General features: G+C 68.7%; 17 protein-coding genes, 2 tRNA genes and 1 CRISPR repeat array. Of the genes, 4 read left to right on the top strand and 15 right to left on the bottom strand.

What is annotated here, in order from left to right; all coding sequences use genetic code 11:
* The first annotated feature begins 57 nt into the window (after nucleotides 1–57).
* Nucleotides 58–732: an IclR family transcriptional regulator gene (locus J4H86_RS23220; protein WP_394356531.1), complete on the top strand. Its 675-nt coding sequence runs from the start codon at nucleotides 58–60 to the stop codon at nucleotides 730–732.
* 110 nt (nucleotides 733–842) lie between these two features.
* Here J4H86_RS23220 and J4H86_RS23215 read toward each other — a convergent pair whose 3' ends face one another.
* From J4H86_RS23215 to J4H86_RS23195, 5 genes are all read right to left on the bottom strand, one after another.
* Nucleotides 843–1,943 (bottom strand): PQQ-dependent sugar dehydrogenase, encoded by a 1,101-nt coding sequence (locus J4H86_RS23215; protein ID WP_236540330.1) that lies wholly within the window; start codon nucleotides 1,941–1,943, stop codon nucleotides 843–845.
* A gap of 203 nt (nucleotides 1,944–2,146) precedes the next feature.
* Nucleotides 2,147–2,219: transfer RNA gene (locus J4H86_RS23210), tRNA-Glu, on the bottom strand.
* Nucleotides 2,220–2,257: 38 nt separating this feature from the next.
* Nucleotides 2,258–2,329, bottom strand: a tRNA-Gln gene (locus tag J4H86_RS23205).
* A 118-nt stretch (nucleotides 2,330–2,447) separates the two neighbouring features.
* The gene (gene gltX / locus J4H86_RS23200; RefSeq protein ID WP_269134496.1) at nucleotides 2,448–3,884 is read right to left on the bottom strand and encodes a glutamate--tRNA ligase; all 1,437 of its coding nucleotides are present in this window, start codon (nucleotides 3,882–3,884) and stop codon (nucleotides 2,448–2,450) included.
* 220 nt (nucleotides 3,885–4,104) lie between these two features.
* On the bottom strand, nucleotides 4,105–4,902 hold the full coding sequence (locus tag J4H86_RS23195; protein ID WP_236540329.1) for a fumarylacetoacetate hydrolase family protein: 798 nt from the start codon (nucleotides 4,900–4,902) through the stop codon (nucleotides 4,105–4,107).
* Between the two features lie 104 nt (nucleotides 4,903–5,006).
* Between J4H86_RS23195 and J4H86_RS23190 the strand changes: the two genes are divergently transcribed.
* Nucleotides 5,007–5,336, top strand: a complete 330-nt coding sequence (locus tag J4H86_RS23190) for an antibiotic biosynthesis monooxygenase family protein (RefSeq protein ID WP_236540327.1) — start codon at nucleotides 5,007–5,009, stop codon at nucleotides 5,334–5,336.
* Between the two features lie 41 nt (nucleotides 5,337–5,377).
* The gene (locus J4H86_RS23185; RefSeq protein WP_394356407.1) at nucleotides 5,378–6,190 is read left to right on the top strand and encodes a DUF3152 domain-containing protein; all 813 of its coding nucleotides are present in this window, start codon (nucleotides 5,378–5,380) and stop codon (nucleotides 6,188–6,190) included.
* Nucleotides 6,191–6,255: 65 nt separating this feature from the next.
* Here J4H86_RS23185 and cimA read toward each other — a convergent pair whose 3' ends face one another.
* The 10 genes from cimA to gatB all read right to left on the bottom strand — a co-directional run bounded on the left by cimA (nucleotide 6,256) and on the right by gatB (nucleotide 24,104).
* Nucleotides 6,256–7,839: a citramalate synthase gene (gene cimA, locus J4H86_RS23180; protein ID WP_236540325.1), complete on the bottom strand. Its 1,584-nt coding sequence runs from the start codon at nucleotides 7,837–7,839 to the stop codon at nucleotides 6,256–6,258.
* A 282-nt stretch (nucleotides 7,840–8,121) separates the two neighbouring features.
* Nucleotides 8,122–8,392: direct repeats of the CRISPR family, unit length 28 nt; unit sequence GGACCATCCCCGCGCGCGGGGAAGCGAC.
* Nucleotides 8,393–8,676: 284 nt separating this feature from the next.
* Nucleotides 8,677–9,522: a tyrosine-protein phosphatase gene (locus tag J4H86_RS23175; protein WP_236540323.1), complete on the bottom strand. Its 846-nt coding sequence runs from the start codon at nucleotides 9,520–9,522 to the stop codon at nucleotides 8,677–8,679.
* A 119-nt stretch (nucleotides 9,523–9,641) separates the two neighbouring features.
* On the bottom strand, nucleotides 9,642–10,760 hold the full coding sequence (locus tag J4H86_RS23170; protein WP_236540322.1) for a branched-chain amino acid aminotransferase: 1,119 nt from the start codon (nucleotides 10,758–10,760) through the stop codon (nucleotides 9,642–9,644).
* Between the two features lie 194 nt (nucleotides 10,761–10,954).
* Nucleotides 10,955–12,019 (bottom strand): 3-isopropylmalate dehydrogenase, encoded by a 1,065-nt coding sequence (locus J4H86_RS23165; protein ID WP_236540321.1) that lies wholly within the window; start codon nucleotides 12,017–12,019, stop codon nucleotides 10,955–10,957.
* 799 nt (nucleotides 12,020–12,818) lie between these two features.
* Complete coding sequence (gene serA / locus J4H86_RS23160) at nucleotides 12,819–14,405, bottom strand: phosphoglycerate dehydrogenase (protein ID WP_236540320.1); 1,587 nt, start codon at nucleotides 14,403–14,405, stop codon at nucleotides 12,819–12,821.
* 252 nt (nucleotides 14,406–14,657) lie between these two features.
* The gene (gene ilvC, locus J4H86_RS23155; RefSeq protein ID WP_236540318.1) at nucleotides 14,658–15,653 is read right to left on the bottom strand and encodes a ketol-acid reductoisomerase; all 996 of its coding nucleotides are present in this window, start codon (nucleotides 15,651–15,653) and stop codon (nucleotides 14,658–14,660) included.
* Nucleotides 15,654–15,711: 58 nt separating this feature from the next.
* Entirely contained in the window at nucleotides 15,712–16,236 is a 525-nt protein-coding gene (ilvN, locus tag J4H86_RS23150; protein WP_236540317.1) for an acetolactate synthase small subunit, read from the bottom strand.
* 12 nt (nucleotides 16,237–16,248) lie between these two features.
* Nucleotides 16,249–18,015 carry an acetolactate synthase large subunit gene (locus tag J4H86_RS23145; RefSeq protein WP_236540316.1) on the bottom strand — a complete coding sequence of 589 codons (1,767 nt, stop codon included), beginning with the start codon at nucleotides 18,013–18,015 and terminating at the stop codon, nucleotides 16,249–16,251.
* 239 nt (nucleotides 18,016–18,254) lie between these two features.
* Nucleotides 18,255–20,975 carry a putative bifunctional diguanylate cyclase/phosphodiesterase gene (locus J4H86_RS23140; protein WP_236540315.1) on the bottom strand — a complete coding sequence of 907 codons (2,721 nt, stop codon included), beginning with the start codon at nucleotides 20,973–20,975 and terminating at the stop codon, nucleotides 18,255–18,257.
* A 1,608-nt stretch (nucleotides 20,976–22,583) separates the two neighbouring features.
* A complete protein-coding gene (gatB, locus tag J4H86_RS23135; protein WP_236540313.1) occupies nucleotides 22,584–24,104 on the bottom strand; it encodes an Asp-tRNA(Asn)/Glu-tRNA(Gln) amidotransferase subunit GatB in 1,521 nt (506 codons plus the stop codon).
* A gap of 405 nt (nucleotides 24,105–24,509) precedes the next feature.
* Between gatB and J4H86_RS23130 the strand changes: the two genes are divergently transcribed.
* Entirely contained in the window at nucleotides 24,510–25,703 is a 1,194-nt protein-coding gene (locus J4H86_RS23130; RefSeq protein WP_236540312.1) for a thioester domain-containing protein, read from the top strand.
* Nucleotides 25,704–25,806: the final 103 nt, after the last annotated feature.

The raw sequence follows: 25,806 nt of genomic DNA, 5'->3' as shown, positions 1-25,806 counted from the left end.
TATCAATGTATGGACAACTCTAGCCCATCCAGCGGCGTTGGTGTGCTGGACAAGACGATGGCGGTGCTGTCGGCACTGGAATCCGGCCCCGCCTCGCTGTCACGATTGGTGCGGGTCACGGGGTTGTCCCGTCCCACGGCGCACCGTCTCGCCGTCGCGCTGGAACGCCATCGCATGGTCGCCCGGGACAGCCAGGGCAACTTCACTCTCGGACCTCGGTTGGAGGAACTCTCGGGAGCGGGCGGCGCGGATCGGCTATTGTCCATCGCCCAGCCCGTCCTCGTCCAACTGCGGGACCTGACCGGCGAGAGCGCGCAGCTGTACCGACGCCAGGACGACGTCCGCGTCTGCGTCGCCGCCGCCGAGCGCTCCAGTGGCCTCCGTGACACGGTCCCCGTCGGCAGCGAGCTCCCCATGACCGCCGGCTCCGCCGCGCAGATCCTCCTCGCGTGGGAGGACAGTGACCGCATCCGCCGCGGCCTACGTGGGTCCCACTTCGACGCCACGACCCTGGCCCAGGTCCGTCGCCGCCGCTGGGCCCAAAGCGTCGGCGAACGCGAACAGGGTGTCGCCTCGGTGTCCGCGCCCGTCACGGGCCCGGGAGGCAAAGCCATCGCCGCGGTGTCCGTCTCCGGCCCCATAGAGCGCCTGACCCGTTCCCCCGGCCGCCTCCACGCCCAAGCCGTCGTCTCCGCCGCCGAACGCATCAGCGAACGTCTCCGGCTCGACTAACCCCTCCGCCGCACCCCCATCAGGAATTCCTCACATCCAGGGGGTGGGGGTGCACTTTCATGTGCCACAGCTTCATGTGCCACAGCAGTGATCGATGCGCCCAAGGCATTTCAGTTCAACGGGATGCGCAGGATGACGTCGTCCTCGTCGTTGGGGTCGCCCCGGCCGTCGGTGTTACTCGTGGCCACCCACAGCGCGTTGCCCTCAGGGGTGGGGACGACGGTGCGCAGCCGCCCGTACTCGCCAGTGAAGAAGTCCTCCGGCTCCCCCGGCGCACCCACCTCGCCGGCCAGGGGGGCACGCCAGAGCCGCTCACCCCGTAGCGCCGCGACCCACAACGCGTCGCCCGCCACCGCCGCCCCGCTGGGGGACGCCTCGGAGACGTCCTCCCATGTGATCACCGGGTCGATGAACTCGGGGTCGCCGGCGACCCCGGTCATCTCCGGCCATCCGTAGTTGCCGCCGGCTTCGGGCATGTTGACCTCGTCGTCGACGTCCGGGCCGAACTCGGTGGCGAAGAGGGTGTCCCCGTTCCACGCCAGACCCTGCACGTTGCGGTGACCGAGTGTGTAGACCTCGTTGTCGAACGGGTTTCCCGCCGCCGGGGCACCGTCCAGGCCGACCCGCAGGATCTTGCCGCCCAGCGAGGACTCGTCTTGCGCCAGGGCCTCGTCTCCGGCGTCGCCCGTTCCGACGTAGAGCGCGTCGTCGGGGCCGAAGGCGATGCGCCCGCCGTTGTGGTTCCCAGCGTTGGGGATCCCCTCGAGGACCACCTCCAGGTCGCCCAGGCCGTCGTCCTCGTCGTAGGAGGCGCGCACGACGCGGTTGTCGTCCTCCGTCGTGTAGTAGAGGTAGACGTTGGCGTCGGAGGTGAACTGTGGCGAGACCGCGATCCCCATCAGTCCGCCCTCACCCTCGGCGTGGACGTCGTCGAGGGTGTCGATCTCCTGGGTGGCGCCGTCCGCCCCCACACGCAGCACACGACCGGAGTCGCGTTCCGTCACCAGCGCGTCCCCGTCGGGAAGGAAACCGATCCCCCAGGGCACCTCGAGGTCCCGGGCGACGATCTCCGGTGTTCCGGGGTCCCGTGGCTGCTGGCCCTCGCTCTCCGCTCTCTCCTCGGGAGGCGCGTCGGCGTCGTCCTCGCCGGAGCACGCCATAAGGAGGAACGCGCCGGTCGCGAGCAGGCCGGCGTGGTGGCGGTAGCGCATGAAGTCCCCATTCGCAGCGCGCGGACGGTGTACGTCACCAGCATGCCGTCCCGGCCGCCGCCGCACACCCCGGTTCGCACTTCTGGCGTGCTGTGCCGGACTTCGCGGGAATCCGCAATAGGTGGCGCTGAGCCGAACAGAAAACCCGCCGGTCCCTCGGAAACGAGAAAGGCCCCGCACCGAAGTGCGGGGCCTTTCCTCTGTACCCCCGAGCGGATTCGAACCGCCGTTACCGCCTTGAGAGGGCGGCGTCCTAGGCCACTAGACGACGGGGGCTTGCTCCCTGTGTGAACGCGGTAAGTCTACCGCATTCGCTGGGGTACCAGGACTCGAACCTAGACTAACTGAACCAGAATCAGTCGTGCTGCCGATTACACCATACCCCAGTGCGTTTCGGGAGCTTGTGGGCTCCGTTCGGCGCAGGCACAACTCTAGCGGACATTCCGGAGTGCTCGCGAATCAATAGACGCCGCGAGGGGTGGGGGGCCGGCACCGGCCCCCCACTCACTCCTCCGCGCCCTCTTCGGCGTCGAGCTTGGCCAGGGCCGTACGCAGGCGTTCCTGGACGCGTTCCCGTCCGAGAAGCTCCAGCGACTCGAACAGTGGCAGTCCAACGGTGCGCCCCGTCACAGCGACGCGAACCGGCGCCTGGGCCTTACCCAGCTTGAGTCCGTGGCTGGCGGCGATCTCCTCAAGGGTGGCCTTGAGTGTCGCGGCGTCCCAACTGAGACTTGGATCACCGAAGGCCGCCAGGGTGGAGCCCAACATCTCCGATCCGACACCGGGCTTCATCGCCTTGGTCCAGCTCTGCGGGTCCTCCACGGGAGCGTCGAGGAAAAGGAAGTCCACGTTGGTGATGATCTCGCTGAGAACCGCGATCCGGCTCTGGGCGAGTGGTGCGATGCGGGCGAACAGGTCGGCGTCGAAGTTCTCCGGGAACCACGGGCCGGCGGCGAGCCACGGCTGGCATCGCTCGACGAACTCCTCCTCCGAGAGCGCCCGAATGTACTCGCCGTTGAAGGCGCGGAGCTTCTTCTCGTCGAAGAACGCGCTGGACTTGTTGACGTCCTCCACGCGGAACAGCGGGACCATCTCGGTGAAGGGCATGATCTCGCGGTCGCCGCCCGGGGACCAGCCCAGCAGCATCAGGTAGTTGACCATGGCCTCTGGCAGGTAGCCCTCGTCCTGGTAGGACTCCAAGGCGACCTTGTCGCGCCGCTTGGACAGCTTCTGCCGCTTCTCGTTCACGATCACCGGCAGGTGGGCCCAGGAGGGCGGCCGCTGGCCGAGCGCCTCCCACAGCAACTGCTGCTTGGGAGTGTTCGAAAGGTGCTCCTCACCCCGGATCACCTGGGTGATACGCATCTCGATGTCGTCGACGACGTTTGCCAGTACGTACAGCGGGGATCCGTCCGCCCGGGCGATGACGAAGTCCTCGATGTGCTCGTTCTCGAACTCCACCCGCCCACGGATCTGGTCGTCGATCACCGTGGGGCCACCCTCGGGGACCCGGAAGCGGAGCGCTCGCCCGGCGCCGGGGCCCAGGCCACGGTCCCGACAGAAACCGTCGTAGCCCAGGTTCGGGTTGTCGCGACGTTCCTGCACCTGTTCCCGGGTGCAGTCGCAGTAGTAGGCCCGGCCCGCCGAGTAGAGGCTCTCCGCCGCTTCCCTGTGCTTCGGCTGGTAGGCCGACTGGAAGTAGGGGCCCTCGAAGTGGCTGTCGCTCTCGGCGATCCCCAGCCACGCCAGGGCGCGGACGATGCCTTCGGTCCATTCCGGACGGTTCCGCGCCGCGTCGGTGTCCTCGATCCGGAGAACGAAGACCCCGTCGGGGCGCTGTTGAGCGAGCGCCCAGTTGAAGAGCGCGGAGCGGGCTCCTCCGACGTGGAACATGCCAGTCGGGGAGGGTGCGAATCGGGTGCGTAGGGATATCTCAGCCACGAGTCCAGCCTAGGCCGTCTTTCGTCGGCCGCGCCCGCCCGTCGTCCGCCCCTCCTCCTCCAAGGACCTGTTCCGCGCGGCACTTCCTCCAGCGCGCGTAGTGCGGGTCGGCCGCCCGCCCGGGAGCCGGTCGGTGCCTCCGCCGGCGGAGGCACCGACCGGCTCCGCGGTGTCAACGTTCACGGGTTGGGCGTGCGTGGGCTGGTGGCCCTCGCCGTCGTCATTCCCGGGTCGTGATCGCGTTGGTGAGCTCCCCCACCCCCTCGATCGTGACCGTGACGCGCTGGCCCGGCGTGACGGGTCCGACGCCCGCGGGGGTCCCGGTCAGGATGACGTCGCCGGGGAGCAGCGTCATGAACGACGTCACGTACGCGATGACGTCACGGATGCCGTGGATGAGCTGCGACGTACGCCCGTCCTGGCGGACTTCCTGCCCCACCGTGGTGGTGATCCGAAGGTCGCTCGCCTCCTCGATGGTCAGCCCGGTCTCCACCCAGGGTCCGATCGGACAGAAGGAGTCGAACCCCTTGGCGCGTGTCCACTGTGTGTCGCTGCGCTGGAGGTCGCGCGCGGTGATGTCGTTGGCACAGGTGTAGCCGAAGATCACATCGTGGGCGCGTTCGGGAGGAACCTCGCGACACACCCGGCTGATGACGATCGCCAGTTCCCCTTCGTAGTCCACGTGGGAGCTGACGTCCGGATAGAAGACCGGATCGCCCGTCCCCACCACGGCCGTGGACGGCTTGAGGAAGACGGCCGGCTCCGCGGTCCCCTCCCCGGTGATGTCGCTCATCTCGGCGACGTGGTCTCGGTAGTTCTTCCCGATGCAGACCACCTTGCTGGGCAGGACCGGCGACAGGAGCCGCACGTCCTCCAGGGCGGCCCGGTCCCCGGTGGGTCGGGACTCGCCCAGCAGGGGGTGTCCGCTCAGGCGGAGGATGTGTGGTCCGCCCTCCGACTCGGAGTCAACAACGCCAAAACCGACGTCGTCTCCTGATGAAAACCTCGCAATGCGCAATGCTGATTCCTCTTCTCCCGCCCCCCACAAGGGGTAATCTCGCTTCACTGGAGGTTATCGAGCCTTCACCGCCCCCTCAGTCAAAGGTGTCGAGGAGTACCGGCATGTCAGTCGTCAAGTTCAACGTCCTCTCGGTGCCGGAGGGCGCTGGGAGCGGCTTGGAGGAGCGTTTCGCCAAGCGCGCGGGGCTCGTGGAACAGGCCGACGGGTTCGAGGAGTTCCAGTTGCTGCGGCCGGTCGAGGGCACCGACAAGTACCTGGTGTACACGCGGTGGCGGGACGAGGAGTCCTTCCAGACGTGGCTGAAGGGCCAGCGGTTCGCGCAGGGCCACGCCCAGGCCTCCAGCGACGCCTCGGCTTCGGGGCCGGCCGCGACCAGCTCGGAGCTGTGGGGCTTCGAGGTCGTCCAACACGTTCGGCCCGCGCACAAGTGAAAGCCAAGGGCACTCGTCGAGCGGCCGCGCGGCGGGCCATCGTGGCCTCCGCGCGCCGTGCGAGGCAGCGGGGTTCGCGGCGCAGACGCCTGGACGCCAGCTCCCCCGTCCTGCCGCTCGGGCTCGCGGCCGTGGCCGCCGCGCTGGGCGTCCTCACCCTGTTCACTCCCCCGACCAGTGAAGTGTTTCCGCCCAGCGGCGAGGGCGAGGGGTCGATCCCGTCCCCGTCGCCCGAGCCCAACGTGGACGAGAACGCCGAAGTGCCTCCCGAGGACGAGGAGGTCGACGACAGCGACAAACCCGTGCTCCTTCGCTCCGTCGTGGAGGAGGTGGACTCCGCCAGTGGCGATCTGACGGTGGTGCCGGGCGAGGGCGAGAAGTCCGGCGACGGACCCCTCAACCGCTATGCGGTGGAGTTCGAGGACGGGCTCCCCGGCGAGCCGGAGGACTTCGCCGACGCCGTGGAGGAGATCCTCAGCGATCCGCGTAGCTGGGGTGGCGAGAACGACGAGATGTCCTTCCAGCGGGTGGACGAGGGGCCCGTCGACTTCCGGGTCGCGCTCTCCTCGCCGGAGACCACCGACCGACTCTGCGCGCCGCTGAGCACCAACGGGCAGTTGTCCTGCCACCAGGGCGGCCGGGCCACGATCAACCAGAACCGGTGGGTGTCGGGGGTCGAGCACTTCGACGACGACATCGAGACCTACCGCACCTACGTGATCAACCACGAGGTCGGCCACGCGTTGGGGCACGGTCACGTGAACTGCCCCGGCGAGGGGGAAGTGGCCCCGGTGATGCAGCAGCAGACGATCAGCCTGGACGGCTGCGAGGCCAACGGGTGGGTGAACCCTTGATCTCCCCTCCGAGGGTGTGACACCTCCACCGGCGGTTCAACCCGCGCCGGTGACCCGCTTGGGCCTCACACCTGGGCGTGCCCCCGGCGGAACAGGAAGTAGTTGACCGCCTGGTTGAGGGCGACCCACGACGCCTCGATCACGTTGGCGCCCACACCCACCGTCGTCCACTCGCCCTCGCCGTCACTGGACTCCACCAGGACGCGCGTCACCGCACCGGTGCCCGAGGACCCCTCCAGGATCCGCACCTTGTAGTCGACGAGCTCCAGGGCGGCCAGTTCCGGATAGACCACCTCGAGCGCGCGTCGCAGCGCGTCGTCCAGCGCGTTGACGGGCCCGTTGCCCTCGCCGACCGTGGCGACCCGCTCGCCCTTCACCCGCAGCTTGACCGTGGCCTCGCTGGAGCTGGCCTCGGAGCTGCCCATCTCGGTGATGGCGCGCCACGACTCCACCTCGAAGAACTCGGTCTGCTCACCGAGCTGTTCTCGCACCAGCAGCTCCAGTGAGGCGTCGGCGGCCTCGAAGCTGTAGCCGGCGAGCTCCATCGACTTGACTCGCTCGACAAGGGCGCCGACGTGTTCCCGGCTTCCGGACAGGTCGTAGCCGAGTTCCTTGGCCTTCAGCTCGATCGATGCCCGGCCGGCCATGTCCGAGACCAGCATCCGCATGGTGTTGCCCACGAGGGTGGGGTCGATGTGCTGGTAGAGGTCGGGGTCGACCTTGATCGCGGAGGCGTGCAGCCCGGCCTTGTGGGCGAACGCCGACACTCCCACGTAGGGCTGGTGCGTTCCGGGGGTGATGTTCACGATCTCGGCGACGGCCTGGGACACGCGCGACATCTCCGCCAGGCACCCCTCGGGCAGTACCGGCATGTCCCGCTTGAGGACCAGCGCCGCGGTCACGGAGAACAGGTTCGCGTTGCCCACCCGCTCGCCGTAGCCGTTCACCGTGCACTGCACGTGCGTCGCTCCGCCGTCCACCGCGGCCAGGGTGTTGGCCACGGCGCACCCGCTGTCGTCCTGGGCGTGGATCCCCAGGCGTGCACCGGTGGCCGCCTGGACCTCGGTGACGATCGTCTCGATGTCGTTGGGCAGCATGCCGCCGTTGGTGTCGCACAGGACCACGACGTCGGCACCGGCCTCCGCGGCCGTGCGGACGACCCGCACCGCGTACTCGGCGTTGTGGCGGTAGCCGTCGAAGAAGTGCTCGCAGTCGACGAACACGCGCTGGCCACCCGATCGCAGGTACGCGACCGTGTCGGCGATCATGGCGAGATTCTCGTCCAACGTGGTGCGCAGTGCGCGCTCCACGTGACGGTCATCGCTCTTGGCGACGAGGGTCACCACCGGCGCCCCCGAGTCTCGCAGTGCCGCCACCTGCGGATCGTCCGCGACGTCGCTCCCGGCCCGCCGCGTCGAACCGAACGCCACCAACTGCGCGTGCCGAAGGTCCAACTCCGCCGACGCCCGCTGGAAGAACTCCGTGTCCTTCGGGTTCGAGCCCGGCCAGCCGCCCTCGATGAATCCCACCCCGAAGTCGTCGAGCAACGCCGCGATCTGGAGCTTGTCCGCGACCGTGAGGGTGATCCCCTCACGTTGCGCCCCGTCACGCAGCGTGGTGTCGAATACGTGGAAACTGTCTCGAAGCATGCCCGGTGTCCTTTGGTTGGATGTCGCGGTCGTGTCATCGGCCGCACCAGCGCAAAAAAAGAGACCCCTCGTGGACACGAGAGGTCAGCGCGCTGGTGAGGTCCGGTTAACCAGCGCGCCTCGGAATAATGATCACCGAAGACGGCACGTCAACCAGTATGCCACACACCCCCTGACCACGTCGGGCGTTCACCAGAACACTCAGAGCATCCCCCAGTCCGACCCCAATCCCGCACGCGGGGAAGCAACCCCGGTGGTGCGCCGCCGGCGACGTCGCGGAAGGGACCTTCCCCGCGCGCGGGGAAGCGACGTGTCCGCCCCCTATAACAGGAGCTTTCCGGGGGGACCATCCCCGCGTGCGGGGAAGCGACACCACCCGACCGAGGTCGAGACCGTCACCCGAGGACCATCCCCGCGCGCGGGGAAGCGACAGTTTCCCTGGAAAGGAATGCACGGACGGCGTGGGACCATCCCCGCGCGCGGGGAAGCGACGAAATAAGCCTCATCCCGTCATCCCGTCATGCAGGACCATCCCCGCGCGCGGGGAAGCGACACTCCCCGAACAGCATGTTTACCACTGGAAAGTGTCGAATTTCTTCACTTCTCGAAATTCCGGCATATCGGACATTTCTTGTTCTGTTCAGGTGCGGAAACGGGAGTCCCGCGCCGCCATCGTAGGTGACCCAGGAGACGCTCACCATTGCCGGTGATCCACTGATGCGGGAATCGGGAACTCGGTGACCCACCGCACCGCACGATCCAGCCCGTGGAGAGGCGGCACCGAAGCTCGGACAGCTTATGTCCACGAAGGGTCCACCTCCGGCGGGTCGTCCCCCGTCACTTCACCAGTCGGGGCCGCATCTGGCCGGGGTCGGGTTCCAACAGGAGCTGGCGGAGTTTGAGGATGCGGCCGTCGTCGAGGTCGAAGCCGTTGCGGATGTACTGGGAGACGCCGTTGTAGCGGCGTTCGGTGGCTTCGAAGCCGGCGCGGAGGTACTCCTGGCTTTGGCGGAGGACGGGGCGGAGGAGGAAGGGCTCCTTCATGCGGCCGCTGTCGGCGAGGCCACGGTAGAGGAGCTCGTAGGAGTGCTGGTGCATGTCGTTGCTGATGAGGTAGTCGCGGACGATCAGGTCACGTTGGACGCCGAGGACGCTCATCACGACGGCGAAGAACCATCCCACCCGGTCGCTGCCGGCGGTGGAGTGGACGAGGGCGGGAAGGTTGTTCTCGTCGGCGAGGAGGCGGAAGGCCTCGCCGAACTGGATGCGATGGAGGCGTTCGGTGACGAAGCCTCGGTACATCGCCAGCATGACCTGTTCCGCACGGCCCGGCCCCAGGGCTTCGCGCTGTGCCTCGGTGTCGCCACCGTCGATCAGCGCGTAGAAGGCCGCCACGTCGCCGAGCCTGATCGGCACCCGGTGGACCTCCACGGCGGCGGGGAGGATATCGGGCCCGTTGATCTCCCACTCCTCGTCGGAGCGGAGGTCGATCACGCTCTTCAGCCCCAGCCGGGACAGTCGTTTGACGTCGGAGTGGGAGAGCTCGTTCAGCGCGTCGCCCCGGTAGACGGTTTCCTGGCGTATCCGCATCCCGCTGAGCGTCGGGTACCCGCCGATGTCGCGGACGTTCTCCGCACCGTCCAGCTCGATCTGGTGCGCCGGCGGCGCCGTGATTCCCACCATTGCGGTCTCCACCCGTCAGAGGACACACGTCAATGGTGGGCTGCCCGATGGGCCCCGGTCCTATGGTCATGAGCGGGTCAAATCTGGGTCCGGGGCCCGTTGGGATCGCTTGGTGGGGCTCAGCGCATGGGGCGAATCCACCCGAAGGGGTCGGGGCGCTCGCCGTACTGGATCCCGACGAGTTCCTCGCGCAGGCGCATCGTGACGGGGCCGGCCTTTCCGTCGCCGATCACGAACTCGCCGTGGGGACTGGCGACCCGGCCCACGGGCGTGATGACGGCGGCGGTCCCGCAGGCGAACACCTCGGTGAGGTCGCCGCTGGCGGCGGCGGACCGCCACTCCTCCACGGAGATACGGCCCTCCTCCGCGGGGACACCCATCTCGGGGGCGAGTCGCAGCACGGAGTCACGGGTGACGCCCGGCAGCAGGGTGCCGGTGAGCGCGGGGGTCAGCACACGAGCGTCGTCGCCGGAACCGAACACGAAGAACAGGTTCATCCCGCCCATCTCCTCGACCCATCGGTGCTCGGAGGCGTCGAGCCAGACCACCTGGTCGCACCCCTTCTCCACCGCCTGAGCCTGGGCGCGGAAGCTCGCGGCGTAGTTCCCGGCGAACTTGGCCTCACCGGTCCCGCCGGGGGCGGCGCGGGTGTAGTCCTCGCTCAGCCACACCGAAACCGGGCTCACGCCGCCGCTGAAGTAGGACGCGGCCGGGGAGGCGATCAGGATGTAGAGGTAGGTCCGCGACGGGTTGTTGACGCCGAGCCCGATGTCGGTGGAGATCATGAAGGGCCGCAGGTAGAGACTGTGCCCCTCCTTGGTGGGGACCCAGTCGGCGTCGTGCTCGATGATCAGCTCGATGGACTTCAGGAACAGGTCCTCGGGCAGTTCCGGCATCGCCATCCGCACGGCGCTGCGGTTGAACCGGGCGGCGTTCGCCTCCGGCCGGAAGCAGACCACTCGGCCGTCCGGGTGGTGGTAGGCCTTGAGCCCCTCGAAGATCTCCTGGGCGTAGTGCAGGGATGAGGTCGCGGGATCGAGGCTCAAGGGCGCGTAGGCCTCGAGGCGGGCGTCGTGCCAGCCCTTCTCCTCGGAGTACCGGATGGTGACCATGTGGTCGGTGAACACGGAGCCGAAGCCGGGACTCTCCAACAGGGCCGCTCGTTCCTGCGGGGTCCGCCGCGCGGACGAGGGCTGGATGTCGAACGTCAATCCGCTTGTGGTGGTGTCGTTGCTCATTACGGTCCTCTCGGCTACTGCGGGCCAACCGCGCTGCCGGCCCGCGAACAAGTGTGACGGACGGACACGACCCTCGCCAGACACGACGACGGGCGCGCCATGGGGCGCGCCCGTCCGGTCGGGGTGTCGGCCGTCCCAGCCGCGCCTCTCAATGCTGTGGGCATCGGTGAGCAGCAGGGCTGAGACGGATCGGCTCAGCCCTGCTGGGCTACTCGCTGGGCGATGTCGTCGCCGACCTGGGTGGTGCCGCGGGTCCCGCTCTCCTTCGCGCGGACCTCGAGGTCCTCGCTGACCGCGGCCTCGACCTGCCGTGCGGCGTCGCCGAGTCCCAGGTGGTCGAGCATCAGCGACAGGGAGAGGATCGTCGCGGTGGGGTCGGCGAGGCCCTTGCCGGCGATGTCGGGGGCCGAGCCGTGCACCGGTTCGAACATGCTGGGCGCCTCGTTGGACGGGTTGATGTTCCCGCTGGCGGCCAGGCCGATGCCACCGGCCACGGCGGCGCCGAGGTCGGTGATGATGTCGCCGAACAGGTTGTCGGTGACGATCACGTCGAACCGGGCGGGGTCGGAGACGAAGAACATGGTGGCGGCGTCGACGTGCAGGTAGTCGGTGGTCACCTGCGGGTACTCCGCCCCCACCTCGCGCACGACCCGCTGCCACAGCTCACCGGCGAAGGTGAGCACGTTGTCCTTGTGCACCAGGGTGAGCTTCTTGCGCGGGCGCTCGGCGGCCTTGGCGAAGGCGTAGCGGACCACACGCTCGATCCCGAAGCGGGTGTTCACACTGTCCTGGGTCGCGATCTCGTCGGGGGTGCCCTTGCGGATGACGCCGCCCATACCGGCGTAAGGGCCTTCGGTGCCCTCCCGGACGACGAGCATGTTGAGGTCCTCGGGGGCGACGTCGGCCAGCGGGGTGGACACCCCGGGGTAGAGCCGCACCGGGCGCAGGTTCACGTAGTGCGCGAAGTTGAAGCGCAGTCGCAGCAACAGACCCCGCTCCAGGACACCGCTGGGAACGGAGGGGTCGCCGACGGCGCCCAGGAACAGGGCGTCGTGCTGGCGCAGCTCGGCCTCGACGGAGTCGGGAAGCGTCTCGCCGGTCTCGTGCCAGCGCTTCGCCCCCAGCTCATAGGTGGTCGTCTCCACCGTGAGCTGATGGCGAGGCGCCACCGCTGAGAGGACCTTGAGGCCCTCCGCGACGACCTCTGAGCCAATGCCGTCGCCGGGGATGACGGCAAGATTTATCGATCGCGCGACCATGCTTCCTCGTGACTTCTCTTGTGCCGGTGTGGTGTGGCCCCGCGCATGACGAACATGAGAGACCACGGAAATCATTGCACACCACCGGGCGGGTGGGGTGGGGGTAGGGACGGATCAGGCGGAGGTCCGGGGTGACGCCCCGAACCTCGACGCGTTCGATCGGTCCTGGACGCTCGGTCCGCTACGCGCAACGGCGCCGCGGCGCACGGGTCACAGCCCCGTGGGGCCGCCGTTGTCGCGCCGGTCCAGCGCCCTCTGCAGGGCGTGCGTCGCCTCGTCCTCGGGCTCGACGGGCTGTGGGTCTGTCTCTTCGTGCATGGCGATCCTCGTTCGGGTGTACTGCGCACGGGTGAGTTCGGTGTCAGACTCGCCGCAGTCCCCTTGGCGGACACACAGAAGCGGTGAGTCCAAGCGATGAAGGTGGCGTGGCCGGTGGGATCGCCTTACCGGATCGTGTCGTGCCGTCGACCGAGTGGGAGCGGCCGCACGAAGAACGCCATGGTCTTCGGTGGTCCCGTCGACCATTTGCTAGGACCTCAGAATATCGGACGGCAAAGTTGTTGGCGAGCGAGTTCCGACGTTGGGTCGGTCACGACGTCTCCAGATCGTCAGGCGAACTCCGGGCGAGGCGGGACACCGTGTCTCGCCGCCGTTCTCGCCGAACGCAGTGCCAACCAGGCGCACGGAGCGCCGAACTCGGGGCCCCGAAGCGTGCTCGCCAACGCGGAAAAAAGGGGGACCGGCCGCGGCGCCCCGTGGGTGCGCGGCCGGTCCCCGTTCGCTCGACGTGGGCGAGGGATCAGTCGAGGTCCACCATGCGGGTGTCCTCGGCGCCGATCTCGGAGGAGATCTCCTCCAGCGTGCCCGCGGGGATCCGGGAGTCCACGGTGAGGATGATGAGCGCCTTGCCGCCTTGCTTGTCCCGGCTGACCTGCATCCCGGCGATGTTGACCTGCCTGTCGCCGAGAATCCGTCCGACGATGCCGACGATCCCGGGCCGGTCCTCGTAGGAGTAGAAGGCCATGTGCTCGGCGACCTCCAGCTCCACGCTGTAGCCGTTCACCTCGACCACCCGCTCCACCTGGCGCGGGCCGGACAGGGTGCCGGACACCGAGACCTTCTGCCCGCTGGACAGGATCCCGTGCACCTGGATCAGACTGCGCCAGTCGGAGGTGTCGTCACTGGTGACGAGGTTGACCTCGACGCCGCGCTCCTTGGCGAGCAGCGGGGCGTTGACGAACGTCACCGACTCCTCGACCGCGCCCTCGAACGCGCCCTTCAGCGCCGACAGCTCCAGGACCTTGACGTCGTGCTGGGCGATCTCGCCGCGTACCTCGACGTCGATGCGGGTGACGGGCCCGGCGGCGAGACCCGTGAAGATCCGGCCGAGCTTCTCCGCCAGCGGCATCATCGGCTTGATGTCCTCGGCGACCGCACCACCCTGGACGTTCACGGCGTCGGGCACGAACTCGCCCAGCAGGGCGAGGCGCACCGACTCCGCCACCTGGGTGCCGGCCTTCTCCTGCGCCTCCTGGGTGCTCGCGCCCAGGTGCGGCGCCACGACGACGTTCTCGTAGCCGAACAGGGGGCTGTCGGTGCAGGGCTCCTTCGCGAACACGTCGATGCCCGCGCCGGCCACCCGGCCGTCGTCGATCGCCCGGGCGAGTGCGGCCTCGTCCACGATGCCGCCACGGGCGGCGTTGACGATCCGCACGTTCGGCTTCACCTTGGACAGGGCCTCGTCTCCGATGAGCCCGATCGTGTCCTTGTTCTTGGGCAGGTGGACCGTGATGAAGTCACTGCGTCGCAGCAGCTCGTCCAGGGTCACCAGCTCCACGCCGAGCTGGGCGGCCCGGGGTGGCTGGACGAAGGGGTCGTAGGCCAGGATCTTGGTCCCGAACGCCGCGAGGCGCTGCGCCACCAGTACACCGATGCGGCCGAGGCCGACGATGCCGATGGTCTTGTCGAAGAGCTCCACCCCGGTGTACTTCGACCGCTTCCACTCGCCGTTGACCAGCGCGTTGTGCGCGGGCGCGGTGTGGCGGGCGCTGGCCAGCAGCAGGTTGATGGCCTGCTCCGCCGCGCTGATGATGTTGGAGGTGGGGGCGTTGACCACGAGGACGCCGACCTTGGTAGCGGCGTCGACGTCGACGTTGTCCAGTCCGACCCCCGCGCGGGCCACGACCTTGAGCTTGGGTGCGGACGCCAAGGCCTCGGCGTCGATCTTCGTGGCGCTGCGCACGATGACGGCGTCAGCGTCGGCCAGGGCGGGAAGCAGAGCGGATCGGTTCGACCCGTCAGTCGACCGGACGTCGAAGTCCTTCTCAAGAAGTGCGATGCCGGCTGGGGACAGTTCTTCCGCGATCAGAACTACAGGCTTTGACACAACCAGTCCTCGATTACGAGTGAGACGGCTCGCCACACGACCGCGTGGCGAGTGTCCAGCCCCTGTGTGGGACACGACCTGCACGAGTGTAGTTCCTGGCCGGGCCCCTGACCGGCACAGGGGCGGAATTGCCCCGCTCGGCGCTGGTCAGCAGGCCGTCCGATACCCCGGCCCGTGCGGGGAACGCGTTGGGCCCCGGACAGCGAACTGTGCCGGGGCCCACACGGGCGAATCGCGGTGCCGTGACGCGTGTCAGGCCTGCAGCCAGCTCATGAGCGGGCGGAGCTGCGCGCCGACCTTCTCGATCTGCTCGTTCTGCTCGGCCTCGCGCCGCTTGAGGAAGGTGGGACGTCCGTTGTCGAACTCCTCCACCAACTGCTGCGCGTAGGTGCCGTCCTGAACCTCACGCAGGATGCGACGCATCTCCTCGCGGGTCTCCTCGTTGACGACGCGCGGGCCACGCGTGTAGCCGCCGTACTCGGCGTTGTCCGAGACGGACCAGTACATCTTGGAGATGCCACCCTCGTACATGAGGTCCACGATGAGCTTGACCTCGTGCAGGCACTCGAAGTAGGCGATCTCCGGCTGGTAACCGGCCTCGACGAGGGTGTTGAACCCGGCCTTGATGAGCTCGGAGAGCCCACCGCACAGGACGGCCTGCTCACCGAACAGGTCGGTCTCGGTCTCCTCGGTGAAGGTGGTCTTCAGCGCGCCCGCGCGGGTGCCGCCGATGCCCTTGGCGTAGGACATCGCGAGGTCCCAGGCCTTGCCGGAGCCGTCCTGCTCCACCGCGACCAGGACCGGCACGCCACGTCCGGCCTCGAACTGCCGGCGCACCAGGTGGCCGGGGCCCTTCGGGGCGACCATGGCGACGTCGACGCTGGCCGGGGGCTTGACCAGGCCATAACGGATGCTGAACCCGTGCCCGAAGAAGAGGGCGTCCCCGTCGTTGAGGTTCGGGGCGATCTCGTTGGCGTACAGGTCGCGGTGGAAGTGGTCCGGCGCCAGGATCATGATGACGTCGGCCTCACGCGCGGCCTCGGCCGGCGTGGTCACCCGCAGACCGTCCTCCTCGACCTTGGCGCGGCTCTTCGAGCCCTCCTGCAGACCGACACGAACGTCGACCCCGGAGTCGCGCAGGGAGAGGGCGTGGGCGTGCCCCTGGCTGCCGTAGCCGATGACCGCGACCTTGCGCTGCTGAATGATGCTGAGGTCAGCGGCGTCGTCGTAGAAAATCTCTGCTGCCACTGTGGCTGTGCTCCTTGCTCAACTGTTTGGTGTGTGTGACTGTCGGCGCCGCACCGAGCTAGGCGGTGCGATCAAGCGCCCGCAGCGACCGGTCCGCGATTGACCGTGGGCCTCGACCCAGGGCAACCAACCCAGACTTCACCATCTCCTTGATCCCGTAGGGCTCGAGGTTGTGGATGAGGGCGGCCAGCTTCTCGGGATCACCGGTGACTTCGATGACCACCACGTCGGGGTGTACGTCGATCACCTCGGCGCGGAACAACTGCGCGAGGTCGAGCACTTGGCCACGGTTGGTGGCGTCGCACTTCACCTTGACGAGCAGCAGTTCCCGGCGCACCGAGGACTGGGGGTCCATCTCGACAATCTTGATGACGTTCACCAGCTTGTTGAGCTGCTTGGTGACCTGCTCCAGGGGGTGCCTGTCGCAGTTGACCTCGATCGTCATTCGGGACAGTCCCTCGTACTCGGTGGGTCCCACCGCGAGGGAGTGAATGTTGAAGCCGCGTCGGGAGAACAGGGCCGATGCGCGGGCGAGCACGCCCGGCTTGTCCTCCACCAGGACAGACAGCGTGTGCAGACTCATCGCGTTACCCGCCTACTCCTCGTCGTCCCACTGCGGCGCCATGTCGCGCGCGTACTGGATGTCGTCGTTGCTGGTTCCCGGTCCGACCATGGGCCAGACCATGGAGTTGTGGTGCACGGTGAAGTCCACGACGACGGGGGCGTCGTTGATGCTCATGGCCTTCTCGATCGTCGTGTCGACGTCTTCGGCGCGCTCGCAACGCAGCCCCACACAACCGTACGCCTCGGCGAGCTTCACGAAGTCCGGAATCCGTGTGGCGGACGTCGCGGGCTGCGGGGAGGTGTGCAGGTCGGTGTTGGAGTAGCGCTCGTCGTAGTACAGGGTCTGCCACTGGCGAACCATGCCCAGGCTGCCGTTGTTGATCACGGCGACCTTGATGGGGATGCCCTCGATGGCGCAGGTCGCGAGCTCCTGGTTGGTCATCTGGAAGCAGCCGTCGCCGTCGATCGCCCACACGGTGCGGTCCGGGTCGCCCATCTTGGCGCCCAGGGCGGCGGGCACGGAGAAGCCCATGGTGCCGGCGCCGCCGGAGTTCATGAACGACCCCGGGCGCTCGTAGTTGATGAACTGCGCGGCCCACATCTGGTGCTGACCCACACCGGCGGTGAACGTGGTCTCGGGGCCGGCGATCTCCCCGAGCCGCTTGATCACGTGCTGCGGGGCGAGGGTGCCGTCCTCGGGTTCCTGGTATCCGAGCGGGTAGACCTCGCGCAGCCGGTCCAACTGGGACCACCAGGCGGCGTAGTCTCCGACGCGGCCCTCGGCCTGGTCCGCGCGCACGGCCACCACCAGGTCGCCGATGACCTCGCGGCAGTCGCCCACGATGGGGACGTCGGCGTGCCGGTTCTTGGAGATCTCCGCCGGGTCGATGTCGGCGTGCACCACGGTCGCGTCGGGGGCGAAGCTGGTCAGCTTGCCCGTCACCCGGTCGTCGAACCGGGCGCCGAGGGCGACCACGAGGTCGGCGCGCTGGAGTGCCCCAACGGCCGACACGGTCCCGTGCATACCCGGCATGCCCACGTGTTGCGGGTGGGTGTCGGGGAACGCGCCCCGCGCCATCAGGGTGGTGACGACGGGCGCGCCGGTGACCTCGGCCAGCATCATGAGCTCGCTCGAGGCGCCGGCCTTCAGGACTCCGCCGCCGACGTACAGGACGGGGCGCTGTGCCTCGGCGATCAGCCGCGCGGCCTCGCGCACCTGCTTGCCGTGGGGGCGGGTGACCGGGCGGTAGCCCGGCAGGTCGATGCTCTGCGGCCAGGCGAACGGTGTCGTGGTCTGCAGGAGGTCCTTGGGGATGTCGACGAGGACCGGCCCGGGGCGCCCGGTTGAGGCGATGTGGAAGGCCTCGGCGACGGTACGCGGGATGTCCGCCGCGTCGCGCACCATGAAGTTGTGCTTCGTGATCGGCATGGAGATGCCGCAGATGTCGGCTTCCTGGAACCCGTCCGTGCCGATGAGAGGTGTCGTCACCTGTCCGGTGATCGCGACCATGGGGACGGAGTCCATGTGGGCGTCGGCCAGCGCCGTGACGAGGTTCGTCGCACCGGGGCCGCTCGTGGCCATGCACACACCCGGACGGCCCGTGGCGTAGGCGTACCCCTCCGCCGCGTGTCCGGCGCCCTGCTCGTGGCGCATGAGGATGTGGCGTACCTTGCCGGAGTCCAGAAGGGGGTCGTAGGCCGGGAGAATGGTCCCTCCGGGGATCCCGAACACCACGTCGACACCGACACGCTCCAGCGACCTGATGAGCGCCTGGGCTCCGGTCATCTGTTCGGTCATCACGAATCCTTGTGCTGCTAGAGCTGGCAAATGGCAATAAAAAAAGCCCCCGCCTGGCGGCTGAGGGGCGCGCTGCAACGTAGCTTGGTCAGTTGGCTGCGCGCCGACCAAGTACGAGAATCAGGGAGTTGCTCTGCACGCTGTCAACAATGGCCGACGGATGCGGTCGCGTCAACTCGGAGCACATTTCGTCTCACTCCGTGAGACAACGCCCGCCATGTGCCCGCAAGTCCCGCTGGTCACCGCGCCGCGGGCTCCCATCCGCCCAACATCATCGCGAGTTCCTCCTCGGGAACCGGGTGGCCCACGCAGAAGCCCTGCCCGAAACCACACCCCATGGAGCGCAACTGGTCCCGCTGGGCGGGGCGCTCGATGCCCTCCGCGATGACCTGCACCCCGAGGTCCCGGCCCAGCGACACGATCGTGGACGTGAGCAAGGTCAAGGTGCTGTCCTCACCCAGACCGGTCACGAACGAGGGGTCGATCTTGAGCGCGTCCACGGCGAGCGGCCGCAACTGGCTCAGCGAGGCGTAGCCGGTACCGAAGTCGTCGATCGCGACCCGCACCCCCAGCTCCCGCAGCTCCGCCAGATGGCCGAGCGCGACGCCGGAGCCCTCCTCCAGCAGGATCTCCTCACCCACCTCCAGGGTGAGGGCGTCGGGGGGCAGGCCGCTGGCGGCCAGGGCGTCACTCACGTCCCCCACGAAGTCGGGATCCTTGGCCTGCGCCGGGGACAGGTTCACCGCCAGTCCAAGGTCGGCGTCGTCACGGCGCCACTGGGCGACCGCGGTGGAGGCGGTGCGCAGGATCCAGTTCCCGAGCCCCACCACCAGTCCGGACTCCTCGGCCGCGCTCAGGAACTCCTCCGGACCGACCAACGTCTCGCCCCGACGCCAACGCACCAGGGCCTCGACCGCGACGACGCGGGATGTCTCCAGGTTGACGACAGGCTGGTAGACGAGGGTGAACTCCTCGTCGGCGAGAGCCTGGCGCAGTTCGGCCTGCAGTTCGACCCGGCGCACGGCCGCGGTGTGCATGTCGGCCGCGTAGACCTCGACGTGACCACCGGCGCCGAGCTCCTTGGCCCGCGCCATCGCCATGTCGGCGTTGCGCAGCAGCTCACTTCCGCCCATGTCGGGCTCGGCGAAGGCGACACCGAGGCTGGCGGTGAGCTGGACCTCCCGCTCCCCCACCGCGAACGGCTGACCGCTGATCGCGCGCAGGATGCGGTTGGCGAGGTCGACGACGTGTCGCGCGCCGTCGTCGTGCTCGACCAGGACGGCGAACTCGTCGCCGCCCCAACGCACGACCGTGTCGCCCTGACCAACAGCGGAGCGCATCCGTCGTGCCGCCTGCGCGAGGAGGTAGTCGCCGAATCGGTGGCCCGCGGAATCGTTGACGGCGGTGAACGCGTCCAAGTCCAGGAAGATCACCGCGGCGACGCCGTCGGTGGAGTCGTCCCGCTGAGCGATGAGCTCCCGTGTCCGCTCCTCCAGGTACGCGCGGTTGGGCAGCCCGGTGGTGGAGTCGTGGAAGGTCAGGTGGTTGACCTGTGCCTGCAACGCGACCTGCGCACTGACATCCCGCGCGGTGACCAGGAAACGCACGTGGGCACCGTAGGTGTTGTAGGGGGATGCCGTGGACTCGGTGTGACGCCAGGTGCCGTCCTCGGCGCGGACCCGCATCTGGACCCGGACGTCGACCTCGGGAGACTTGCGCAGCGTCACCGCCGCCTCCCGTAGGCGCGGCCGATCCTCCGGGTGGATCAGTGCCATGAGACTGGTGCCGAGGAGTGCCTCCTGGGTGTAGCCGTAGGCCTGGGCCGTACCCGGCGTGACCTCTTCGATGCACCCCGAGTCGTCCACCACGAGCACGGCGTCACCGTTGTGCCGCGCGAGCGTGTGCAGGTGGCGTTCTCGGTCGTGGGCCAGGCGGGAGAGCCGGGTGTTCTCGTCCAGCCCGCCGAGGAGGCGCAGCAGGACCGCGAGCACGCCCGAGCCGGCGATCCACGTCAGCACCGGGCCGATCACCAGCCCGTGGAGGTGAATGGCGGCGACCATCCACGCGAGCAGGGTGACCGCCGTCGTCAGGATCGCGAACAGGTCGGGCGCGAATCGGTACAGGCCCCACCCGGTGATCCGACGCGGGGCCGGCGCGCGCGTGGTCCACAGCATGAAGGGCAGGCCCACCGCCAGGAAGAGCACCGCGACCCGCAGCGCGGAGTCCGCCCCGCCGACGATGGGCTCCCCGGCGAGACGGCTCGTCGCGCTGAGAACGTCGGCCACGGTCATGCCGGAGAAGACGATGGCGGCGACGGCGGCCAACCGGCGATAGCGGAACGGGGACGTCAGTACCAGCGGAACGATGAGTCCCAGCACGAACAGACCGACGATGACCCGGATCAGCGCCATACCGCCGAGGATGACGCTCGTCGCCGGGGAGGGATAGACGCCCGACAACAGCAGGAGCCAGCACAGGGCGAAGAGCGAGACCGCGACCACGTAGGCGTCGACGACGCCGCGGGCGATGGAGCGCGCGTGTCCGGGGAAGGGGGCCAGCCTGGTGAAGCCGAGCGCGAAGCAGACGACGGCGGTCAGCGCGAGCGCGTCGCCCAAGACAGGTGACAGGCCCAGGTTGTCCAGTGTGGTGACGGCCCGCAGGCCCAGCGACATGCACCACGCGACGGCGGCCCAACCGAACCGGTGTAACGCGGAACTGTAGGCACGCGCCTCGTCCTCAGCGGGGTCCGGCGGACCGGGAACCCGGGCACGGAACGCGGAGACGTGCAGGATGATCGCGGCGAGCGCGGAAAGGCCGACGGCCAGCCACGAGCCGATCCACTCGGTGAACGCGGACGACGAGGCCACGGCACCGCCGACGAGCAGGGCACCACCCAGGAGCGTCGCCCCGGCGTAAACCAGGCGCGGCCCGCTCCACAGCACCGTTCCCTTGCGAGCCAAAAGTGGATATTCCTTCCTCAGCGCGTCGGCACCGGACACGGCCAGGAGAGGCACACCATCCGGCGCGCACACGAACGAGGAGGACCATCTGGGACGTCACTGGCCCAGCCCTCCCGAGCACGCCCCGAAGCCCACCCACTCCCGAGCCGCGGCTGAGGAGCGCCACCCCAACCGGAGTGGTGGAGCGCCACGCTCGTCTACACCAATCCGGACACTAATCCGCCAAGATCACGGTCTGATTGAGGGTTGAGCCAGATCGCATGACGATTCGAATTCAACTCCTCACGTTCCGTACAGGACCTTTACAGTTCCCCCACTCAAACCCTTATGACCAGCACAAACAGACCATTCGAGCACCCCGCGGCCCGGCGCATCCGGCACGCGACGCCCCGACGTTGCCTTCATCACGCTGCCGGAACCCGCACTCCCCCGCCCGCCGCCACGCCGGACCAGCGGGAAGTCGACGCTCCGCGCGTACGGGTGCCGTGACGAGCACCGCCACACCCCGCGCGGCTGCCCACCTCCAGCCGCGACACAGGTGTGGGCACGTGGCCGGCTCGCCGGAATTCCAGCCCGGCGCGGCATGCCCCGTGCCGAGTCGGACGTCCCGTGGGCAGGGACGGGCTTCAACGCGGTCGCACGCACACCGGCGTCACCACAGCGGGACGCCACACCACGTGAATCACGGGGCGCAGGGACGATGGGTGACTCACCCATCCCCGCACTGCACGAGCGACCGCGGTGATGCTCGGCCCTGCGTGACCTCCACGTGCTTCCGTCCCGTCGCGGGGGCGGTGGCGGCTCACCGGGCGTTGAATCTGTCCACCGACGCCAGCCGGGGCCCACCCGCCATCACGACGACGCGAACGCGCCCCCCAAAGGACGCGGAACCACCGCACCTCACCGGACTCTGACCCAGAGCCGCACCCGTCGATCAGCCGCCCCCTCGCCTCGCAGGACGGGCCATCACCCCGGCGACGCGTGTCCCTCCGCGGCTGTTCGGACGGGGCCGGCTCACCAGAGTTCCAATCCCCCGGACGTGCTCGATCTTCACGCGCTGGCGGGCCGAACGAAAAGCCCCCGTCGAAACCGGAACGACCACGTACGCCCGGCCCCGCGTGGCCTCCGCGTGCTTCTGCCCCACCACGAGCGCGGCCTCGGCTCACCGGCGTTGAACCACCACCACGCCGCACCGGCCCCCTGAGGTCGCCCGTCCCTCCATCCCGCCATCGCCCCTTCCCCATCGAGGAAGTGGGCCCCGGCATGGGGCGGGGGAGACCGGTCGACGATCGTGTTCCCCACGTCTCCTGGCTGGTGCTACTCCGGGCACACGCTCACACCGGGGGCGCGTCCAATGCCCGGACGTGCCTGTTCTCTTCCTCGGCGTGGAGCGGGAACGACACCCACCAGCCAGCCTCCGGGGACGGTCACACCTCGTGGAGGCCGCCGCCGTCTGTTGGCCCTCGGCGGCGGTGGGGGTCGTGCTCACTGCCCTGTCGGCCGGGTGCGTGGTGCCGCGCGGGGCAGAACGCGACGCTGACCGTCCGCTCTTCGGCGGACGGCCCGCAAGGCGCTCCCGCGTTGCCGTCGGCCCGGAGACGTGGACGCTCAGCCGCTGAGCCGCTCCAGGATCAGTTCGCGGGCACGGTTCGCGTCGGCTTGCCCCTTGGTCGCCTTCATCACCGCGCCAACGAGAGCTCCGGCGGCGGCGACCTTCCCGCCGCGGACCTTGTCGGCGGCGTCGGGGTTGGCGGCGATGGCGGCGTCGACCGCGTCGCCCAGGGCGGAGTCGTCGTTCATGACGCGCAGGCCGCGGGTCTCAACGACCGTGTCGGGGTCGCCCTCACCGGCGAGGACTCCGTCGACGACCTGGCGGGCGAGCTTGTTGGTCAGTGTGCCCTCGGCGACCAGCGCCACGATCCGGGCGACCTGGGCCGCCGTGATCGGCAGGGCGTCCAGGGCGACGTTGGTCTCGGTCGCGCGGCGGGAGAGCTCGTTGAGCCACCATTTGCGGGCCTCGTCCGAAGGTGCGCCCGCCTCGACCGTCGCGGCCACCACCTCGATGGCGCCGGCGTTCATCAGGTCGCGCAGTTCCTCGTCGGAGAGGTCCCAGTCGCGTTGGATACGGCGACGGCGGGCCGCGGGGAGCTCGGGAAGGGCGGCGCCGAGCTGCGCGACCCAGTCCGCGGGCGGGGCGACCGGCACCAGGTCGGGGTCCGGGAAGTAGCGGTAGTCCTGGGCCTCTTCCTTGCTGCGACCCGACACCGTGCTTCCGGAGCCCTCCTGGAAGTGACGGGTTTCCTGCACCACGCTGGCACCAGCCGACAGCACGGCGCCGTGGCGCTGGATCTCGTAGCGCACCGCCCGCTCGACCGAACGCATGGAGTTCACGTTCTTGGTCTCGCTGCGGGTACCCCACTCCGTGGCGCCGCGCGGCATCAGGGAGAGGTTGACGTCGCAGCGCATCGACCCCTCCTCCATCCGGGCGTCGGAGACCCCGAGTGAACGCACGACCTCGCGCAGCTCTCGTACGTAGGCGCGCGCGACGGCGGGGGCCAGGGCGTCGGTGTTCTCGATCGGCTTGGTGACGATCTCGATCAGGGGAACGCCGGCGCGGTTGTAGTCGACGGTGGAGTAGTCGGCGCCGTGGATGCGGCCGGTCTCACCGATGTGGGTGGTCTTGCCGGTGTCCTCTTCCATGTGGACACGTTCGATCCCCACCCGGACGACCGTGGTCTCCCCGTCGGGGGTCTCCACCTCGACGTCCAGGTAGCCGTCCGAGCACAGCGGCTCGTCGTACTGGGAGATCTGGTAGTTCTTCGGCATGTCGGGGTAGAAGTAGTTCTTCCGCGCGAAGCGGCACCAGGACGCGATCGAGCAGTTGAGCGCGAGGCCGATCTTGATGGTGCTCGCGATCGCCTCGGCGTTGACCACGGGCAGGGCGCCGGGGAGCGCCAGACACACGGGGCACACCTGCGAGTTGGGTTCCGCGCCGAAACCGGTGGGACACCCGCAGAACATCTTCGTCGCGGTGTTCAGCTCGACGTGCGTCTCCAGCCCCATGACGGGCTCGTAGTCCGCCAGGGCCGTCTCGTAGTCCAGGACACCGTCGGCCGCCACAACACCCATGGTCTTCGCTGTTCTCCGCTCGATACGTCCGTGCGGCGGGCGAGCCCGCCCCTACCGCGAATCCTCCGTGAGCAGCTTAGCGGAGTCGGGGTTCCCGCCGGGCCCGTCCATTGGGCACAGCGCCACGCTACGGAGCGCTACGAACCCGGATGGTGAGACCGTTACCGTCGTCACACGGAGTTTTCCAGTGATTCCGGCGAAGTGGTTGGATCGGGGTAACTGGGGCGCTAGCATCTGGCGTTGCGGTAGTTGAATCTATGTCGGCGGATTGATCACCCAAGGTGATCACCGTTGGCGCCGGGCCGACGTGAAGTTCGCCTGTGGCGCCGTAGCGCAACCTACCCCTGCTCTTCAGGTGTGCGCTCCGTTTCCGTTTACCCCCTACATCCGCATGGACGTCACTCAATGACTACTTCTTCTGCCACGCGTTCCCGTTGGGGACGCCGCGCGTTCAGCGCGCTGACGGCATCCGCGCTCATGTTCGGGCTGAGTGCTTCCCCCGCGTTCGCCGATCCAGTCACCGGTGAGTACGAAGGCAACGGCGAAGTCGGCCACGCCATCACCATGGGCGGCGGCTCCATCACCGCCCAGATCTTCGACCTCAAGCTCGACACGGGCGAGACCCTTCGCACCTACTGCATCGACTACGACACTCCCATCCGTCGTACGTCCTACATCGAGGACGACTGGGCGAACTACCCCGGTCGCGGCGACTTCGAGGCCGAGGCCGGCAAGGTCCACTGGATCCTGCAGAACTCCTACCCGCAGGTGGGTGTGGAGGAGCTGGAGAACCGCACCGACGCCGAGGAGCTGACGGACAAGGACGCCCTCTCCGGTACCCAGGCCGCCATCTGGCACTACAGCAACGGCAAGGACCTGGACCCGAAGGAGGACCAGCCGAACGTCACCGCGGTCTACGACTACCTGGTCGAGAACGCGCAGGACCTGCCCCAGTCCGACGGTGAGGAGCCTACGCTCGCCATCGACCCGGACGAGGCGTCGGGTACGGCCGGTGAGATCGTCGGCGCGTTCGAGGTGAGCACCAACCGCTCCGGTGTTCCGCTGGACCTCGAGGGCCCCGAGGGCCTGGAGCTGGTGGACCTGGACGGCGAGCCGATCGCCACCGTCGACGACGGTGACACCTTCGGCGTGCTCGTTCCGGAGGACGCCGAGCCGGGCGAGGCGACGATCTCGGGTTCGGTCTCGGAAAGCACAGAGGTCGGCCGGCTCTTCAAGGGCGAGACCGAGGAGACCCAGACGCTGATCACGGCCGAGGGCGACGCCCACGTGGCCGAGGCCGCGGCGACCATCTCCTGGGACGGCGCTCCCGACGACACCGAAACCCCGCCGCCGGACGACGACGAGGAGACCCCTCCGCCGCCGGAGGACGACGAAACCGCTCCCCCGGAGGACGACAAGGAGACCCCGCCCGAGGAGGACGAGGGCGGCAAGCCGGAGGACGACAACGAGGGCGGTCTTCCGGTCACCGGTTCCACACTGACCGGCCTGATCATCGCCGCGGTCGTCGCCCTGGGCGGTGGCGGTCTGGCGCTGTACCTGGCGCGCAAGCGCCGTGGCGGTCTGCCTGTCCAGGGCTAGGACCGTGTAGGACGCATCGGTGTGGCCGTCCCTGACGGCTCCATCGCAGAGCTGGGGCCTCGGACTGAGTCCGGGGCCCCAGTTCGTGTTCGTGGTCCCGGTC

Source organism: Spiractinospora alimapuensis (genome assembly GCF_018437505.1).
Lineage (GTDB): Bacteria > Actinomycetota > Actinomycetes > Streptosporangiales > Streptosporangiaceae > Spiractinospora > Spiractinospora alimapuensis.
This window is presented reverse-complemented; position numbering and strand designations above follow the sequence as displayed.

What these genes read in the sequence shown, in the direction of transcription:
- J4H86_RS23220 (WP_394356531.1), top strand. Translation starts at nt 58, where the DNA reads ATGGCGGTGCTGTCGGCACTGGAATCCGGCCCCGCCTCGCTGTCACGA.
- J4H86_RS23215 (WP_236540330.1), bottom strand. Translation starts at nt 1,943, where the DNA reads ATGCGCTACCGCCACCACGCCGGCCTGCTCGCGACCGGCGCGTTCCTC.
- J4H86_RS23190 (WP_236540327.1), top strand. Translation starts at nt 5,007, where the DNA reads ATGTCAGTCGTCAAGTTCAACGTCCTCTCGGTGCCGGAGGGCGCTGGG.
- cimA (WP_236540325.1), bottom strand. Translation starts at nt 7,839, where the DNA reads ATGCTTCGAGACAGTTTCCACGTATTCGACACCACGCTGCGTGACGGG.
- J4H86_RS23175 (WP_236540323.1), bottom strand. Translation starts at nt 9,522, where the DNA reads ATGGTGGGAATCACGGCGCCGCCGGCGCACCAGATCGAGCTGGACGGT.
- J4H86_RS23170 (WP_236540322.1), bottom strand. Translation starts at nt 10,760, where the DNA reads ATGAGCAACGACACCACCACAAGCGGATTGACGTTCGACATCCAGCCC.
- J4H86_RS23165 (WP_236540321.1), bottom strand. Translation starts at nt 12,019, where the DNA reads ATGGTCGCGCGATCGATAAATCTTGCCGTCATCCCCGGCGACGGCATT.
- ilvN (WP_236540317.1), bottom strand. Translation starts at nt 16,236, where the DNA reads ATGAGTCTGCACACGCTGTCTGTCCTGGTGGAGGACAAGCCGGGCGTG.
- J4H86_RS23145 (WP_236540316.1), bottom strand. Translation starts at nt 18,015, where the DNA reads ATGACCGAACAGATGACCGGAGCCCAGGCGCTCATCAGGTCGCTGGAG.
- gatB (WP_236540313.1), bottom strand. Translation starts at nt 24,104, where the DNA reads ATGGGTGTTGTGGCGGCCGACGGTGTCCTGGACTACGAGACGGCCCTG.
- J4H86_RS23130 (WP_236540312.1), top strand. Translation starts at nt 24,510, where the DNA reads ATGACTACTTCTTCTGCCACGCGTTCCCGTTGGGGACGCCGCGCGTTC.